Origin of the sequence: Bacteroides caecigallinarum (assembly GCF_016901995.1) — a bacterium.
Classification (GTDB): Bacteria; Bacteroidota; Bacteroidia; order Bacteroidales; family Bacteroidaceae; genus Phocaeicola; species Phocaeicola cellulolyticus.
Genome location: NZ_JACJLE010000096.1, coordinates 1 through 4,531 on the forward strand (window position 1 = coordinate 1; position 4,531 = coordinate 4,531).

At 40.8% G+C, this 4,531-nt stretch carries 4 protein-coding genes; all 4 read left to right on the plus strand.

Translation table 11 applies throughout. The features are described from left to right. The coding region (locus H6A61_RS14905) for a PD-(D/E)XK nuclease domain-containing protein (protein ID WP_204394685.1) at positions 1-203 on the plus strand (203 nt) is incomplete at its 5' end. Positions 204-304: 101 nt separating this feature from the next. Further along, entirely contained in the window at positions 305-3,541 is a 3,237-nt protein-coding gene (locus H6A61_RS14910; RefSeq protein WP_204394687.1) for a helicase-related protein, read from the plus strand. A gap of 6 nt (positions 3,542-3,547) precedes the next feature. Continuing rightward, positions 3,548-4,150: a DUF4391 domain-containing protein gene (locus H6A61_RS14915; RefSeq protein WP_204394688.1), complete on the plus strand. Its 603-nt coding sequence runs from the start codon at positions 3,548-3,550 to the stop codon at positions 4,148-4,150. A 114-nt stretch (positions 4,151-4,264) separates the two neighbouring features. After that, positions 4,265-4,531 (plus strand): DUF4238 domain-containing protein (locus tag H6A61_RS14920; RefSeq protein ID WP_204394689.1); only part of this gene is annotated, 267 nt, incomplete at its 3' end.

The following is a 4,531-nucleotide window of genomic DNA, read 5'->3' on the forward strand; positions in this document are numbered from 1 at the left end:
GACGTGTGGACTGCATAGTGGAAACATCAGAATATGTATATATCTTTGAGTTCAAACTGGACGGTACGGCCCAAGAGGCGCTTCAGCAGATAGAGGAAAAAGGATATGCGCGTGAATATGCAGCCGATAGCCGCAAAGTTTATAAGATTGGTGCATCTTTTTCTTCTGAAACTGGGACTATAGGTGATTGGGGAGTTAGGTAAATAGGTGGTAAATGGTGATTAAACAGTAATTAAATACTGTTTAGATTGTGTTCATTGACTGTTTAGTGAGTGTTCGCTGAAATAAATAGAAAGACATTGCGATGGAGATTATAGATAATATACATAAAACCCTGAAAGATGATTTTATAACAGAAATAAAGAGCGGGAGCAGAATTTCTATAGCTGCTTCCTGTTTCTCTATATATGCCTTTCAGGAATTGAAGAAACAGCTTAAAGATATTAAGGAGTTACGTTTTATCTTTACATCTCCAACATTCGTTACAGAGAAAACAGACAAGCAGAAACGTGAGTTTTATATTCCGCGACTTAACCGTGAACGTAGTCTTTACGGATCTGAGTTTGAGATAAAACTCCGTAATGAACTGTCGCAGAAAGCTATTGCACGTGAGTGTGCGGAGTGGATAAAGAAAAAAGTATGTTTCAAGTCCAATCGTACAAACGAAAACATGATGGGTTTTGTCAATATTGACACTGTCAGCTATATGCCTGTAAACGGGTTCACTACAGTAGATTTGGGCTGTGAGCGAGGAAACAATGCCTATACCATGATAAACAAGATGGAAGCACCGTTCTCGCAGCAGTTCCTTACTTTGTTCGATAATCTCTGGAATGATACCGAAAAAATGCAGGTTGTCACCGATGAGGTGCTTGACAATATAACAAATGCCTATAAGGAAAACTCGCCAGACTTTATATATTTCGTTACTCTTTACAATATATTCAGCGAGTTCCTTGAAGATATTTCCGAAGATGTATTGCCTAACGAGGCTACCGGATTCAAGAACAGTATAATCTGGAACAAACTGTATAATTTCCAGAAAGATGCCTGTCTTGCCATTATAAACAAGCTTGAAAAATATAACGGCTGTATTCTTGCCGACAGTGTTGGTCTGGGTAAGACATTTACTGCACTATCTGTAATAAAATATTACGAGAACAGAAACAAGTCCGTGTTGGTGTTATGCCCTAAAAAACTTAACGACAATTGGATAACATATCGCAGCAATTATCTGAACAATCCTATAGCTGCCGACCGCCTGAGATACGATATACTGTTTCATTCCGACCTGTCGCGTACAGGCGGAAAGTCTAACGGTCTTGACCTTGCTCATATCAACTGGAGCAATTATGATCTTGTAGTGATAGACGAAAGTCATAATTTCCGTAACGGCGGCAAGGTTACTACAGACGAAAATGATGAAAATCCGAAAGAGAACAGATATCTGCAACTGCTCAACAAGGTAATCCGTAAGGGTGTAAAGACAAAAGTTCTTATGCTTTCTGCCACTCCGGTGAACAACCGTTTCAATGACCTCAAGAACCAGATAGCCCTGGCATACGAAGGCGAGTCTAAGAATATTGACGATTTGCTTGATACACAGAACAGCATTGAGGATATATTCCGTCAGGCTCAGACAGCATATAACCGCTGGTCGAAACTACCGGCGGAACACAGAACTACAAAACGTCTGCTCGACAGTCTTAGCTTTGATTTCTTCGAGGTGCTTGATTCGGTTACAATAGCCAGAAGCCGCCGTCATATCGAGCAGTATTACAATACAGCGGATATAGGCAAGTTTCCTCAAAGACTGAAGCCATTGTCGCGTCGTCCGCATCTTACTGATTTGGATAGTGCGATAAACTATAATGAGATATTTGAGCTTCTGCAGAGGCTTAATCTCGCTATATATACCCCGTCGCTGTTTATCCTGCCAAGCAAGATATCCAAATATGCCAGGCTGAACAGTAATGATGAATATACCGGACTGACTATGGCAGGACGCGAAAGCGGTTTGCGCAAACTTATGAGTGCCAACCTGCTGAAACGTCTGGAAAGTTCTGTAAACTCTTTTCGCCTGACAATAGAACGCATCCGTTCTTTCATCAGTTCCACACTTCAGAAGATTGATGAAACGGATTCATACGAGAACTATGGAATGGTGGCAGAATATGAAATGCCGTACGGCCTTGACATGGAGGATGAAGACAGCATTTTCATAGGCGGAAAGAAATCGCAGATTGCGCTTGCCGATATGGACTATATCAGTTGGAAAGAGTTCCTTGAACAGGATATAGAAGTACTGAATCTGCTTTTGCTTATGCTTGCCGATATAACTCCTGAGCATGACAGCAAGCTACAGCAACTGTTGGCAGATTTGCGCAACAAGATAGAGAACCCTATAAATCCGGGAAACAGGAAAGTGATAATCTTTACCGCTTTCTCCGATACCGCAGAATATCTGTATGACAATCTTGCATCACGGATACTCGAAAAGACAGGACTGCATACGGCTCTGATAACCGGTGATATAGAAGCACGCAGCACTCTGAAATTGAAACAGAAGCTCGATTTCAATACAGTTCTTACACTGTTTTCGCCTATATCGAAGGAGAAAGCAGCCATATTTCCTAATATCGAAGAGAGTATAGATATACTTATAGCGACCGACTGTATAAGCGAAGGACAGAACCTTCAGGATTGCGACTATCTGATAAATTATGATATCCACTGGAATCCTGTCCGCATAATCCAGCGTTTCGGACGAATAGACCGTATAGGCAGCCGCAACGATGTGATACAGCTTGTTAATTACTGGCCGGACATGACTCTTGATGAATATATCGACCTTAAAGGCCGAGTAGAGGCTCGCATGAAAGTGTCTGTTATGACATCTACAGGCGATGACAATCCGCTTACGGACGAGGAAAAAGGCGACTTGGAATACCGCCGTGAACAGTTGAAACGCTTGCAGGAAGAAGTGATAGACATAGAGGAGATGAATACAGGAGTGTCTATAATGGACCTCGGACTGAACGAGTTCCGTCTTGACCTGCTCGACTATATGAAGCACAATTCCGATGTAGAGCATACACCGTTCGGACTTCATGCCATAGTGCCCGCCACGAATGATTGTCCTGCCGGAGTGATTTATGTGTTGAAGAACCGTAACAATTCTGTCAATATAGACAGGAAAAACCGTTTGCATCCTTTCTATATGGTCTATATCTCCAATGACGGAGAAGTGGTCATAAATCATTTGTCGCCAAAGGAATTGCTGGACCGTATGCGTTTTCTCTGCAAGGGAATACATGAGCCGGTCAGGGAACTCTGTCACGAGTTTAATCTTGCCACAAACGACGGCAAGGACATGAAACGCTATTCCGATCTTTTGGGCGATGTTGTCAGCTCCATACTTGACGTAAAGGAAGTAAGCGATATAGACAGTTTCCTTAGCGGAGTGCAGGGCAATCTTTTTGCCGACGAAATTAAGGGGCTTGACGATTTTGAACTGATTTGTTTTATAGTAATACAGTAATAAAATATGTACGGCTTACCACAAACCACTGAGATAAAGAAACAGCTGCCCAAGAAAGCTATATATGCCAAGTTCGAGCTTGACGCACGGCAGCGTGACAGTTTCGACGCGGATATAAACCGTCTTGACCTGACGGCTTTTGTATCGCCAGCTACAGTGCCGGCTATATCGGAAGAACAGACAGTTAAGGAGTTCTATTTGATGTGTGTCCGTCTGAAACGAAAGGAATATAATGCCAAGAATATAGTCTTGCTGTCACGACTGATTTCGCAGAATATAGTCTTTGCCTTGCAGTACGAGGATGAAACGCAATTAGTGGTGTTCCACACCAAACTGATAAGTTCCTGTTGGAAACCGACGGACGAAACACGGATAGACATCTCCGGTTTGAACCTTGATGCTGTATGGGAGAATATCATAAAGCAGGTGGGGCAGATTGATGTTGAGGAAGGAAGGTCGCTTACGGAACAAATACAGGCTGATGAGAATAAAGCAAAGGTAGAGGCTCAAATAAAGACTTTGGAGAGAAGACTTGCTACGGAGAAACAGCCGAGGAAGAAAAGGGAGTATTTTGAGATGATAAGGAAATTGAAGGAAGAGCTTTCTTGAAAAATGATTGCAAAAAGGTTGTATTGCTATAACCTTTTGAATGTTTTATTAAAGTTATCTCTTGAGTTATAATATTATTATCATGGACTATGTATATTAGAAAATTAAAATTATATGAAAGATTTTTCTATAAAAATAGAAATAAATAATTGCGAGGAAGAATTTAATATAAAAAGGGCAAATTTGAATAATGGTCCCCAAAAGCATCATTATGTTCCTCAATGTTATTTAAGAGGATTCTCTACTGATGGAATAAATATTAGCTTCTATGATAAAATATCAAATAAGCTTGATCATAGAATAATAGAAGAAATATGTCAAATAGAGAATTTTTATTACTTGGAACATTCTACAAATCCTTATTTTATAGAAACTACATTC

Excerpts from the sequence above, each read along its gene's own strand:
- H6A61_RS14915 (WP_204394688.1), top strand. The coding sequence starts at position 3,548 with ATGTACGGCTTACCACAAACCACTGAGATAAAGAAACAGCTGCCCAAG.
- H6A61_RS14910 (WP_204394687.1), top strand. The coding sequence starts at position 305 with ATGGAGATTATAGATAATATACATAAAACCCTGAAAGATGATTTTATA.